The 783-nt window shown below is 51.6% G+C and carries 1 protein-coding gene; it reads left to right on the top strand.

The features are described 5' to 3' along the window. Nucleotides 1-151 precede the first annotated feature (151 nt). The coding region (locus HW443_RS12255) for an aspartate-semialdehyde dehydrogenase (RefSeq protein WP_176238340.1) at nucleotides 152-783 on the top strand (632 nt) is incomplete at its 3' end.

The following is a 783-nucleotide window of genomic DNA, read 5'->3' as shown; positions in this document are numbered from 1 at the left end:
ATAAGGAAAGAGCAGGCGGAGACAGCAGTCAGGTCCCTGCATAAGAAGTTCAACCTGGATAGGGTGAGCAGACCTCATAAAGAAAGCATAGGTACAGGCTCTGCCCCGGGTAGTCAGCCGGCCAACGGGCTTCACCAAGAAAGTGGGCGCAATGAGGAAGTATTCCGTGGCCATCGTTGGCGCTACCGGCGCGGTAGGCGAGAAGATGTTAAATATCGTAGAAGAAAGGGGATTTCTAGCCAGGAGTGTGAGACTTCTGGCTTCCGAGAGATCTGCGGGAAGTGAGCTCAAGTTTCAGGACGAACTCATACTGGTGGAAAGACTGGATCGTAACTCTTTCAGCGGTATCGACTTCGCCCTGTTTTCAGCCGGAGCCGAGGTCAGCCGAAAATATGCTCCTCTGGCAGCGGCGGAGGGAGCTATTGTCATAGATAATAGCAGTGCTTTCCGGATGGAGGAGGATGTCCCTCTGGTGGTGCCAGAGGTGAACCCGCAGGATTTGCAAAACCATAAAGGGATCATCGCCAACCCCAATTGCTCCACTATTCAGATGGTGGTAGTTCTGAAACCCCTTTATGATTACTCGCGAATCAAAAGAATCGTAGTCTCCACCTATCAATCTGTCTCAGGAACGGGTTGGAAGGCTACTAAAGAGCTCCAGAGACAGGCCAGGGCCATTCTCGATTCGCGGCCGGCAGGGAGACCGGAAGTCTATCCAGTGCAAATAGCCTTTAACCTCATCCCCCACATAGATGTATTTGATGATAAGGGCTATACCAAAGA

Source organism: Candidatus Hakubella thermalkaliphila (genome assembly GCF_013281975.1).
In the GTDB taxonomy this organism is placed as follows: Bacteria; Actinomycetota; Humimicrobiia; order Hakubellales; family Hakubellaceae; genus Hakubella; species Hakubella thermalkaliphila.
Note: the sequence above shows the minus strand (reverse complement) of the source record. Positions and strands in the feature narration are given on the sequence as shown.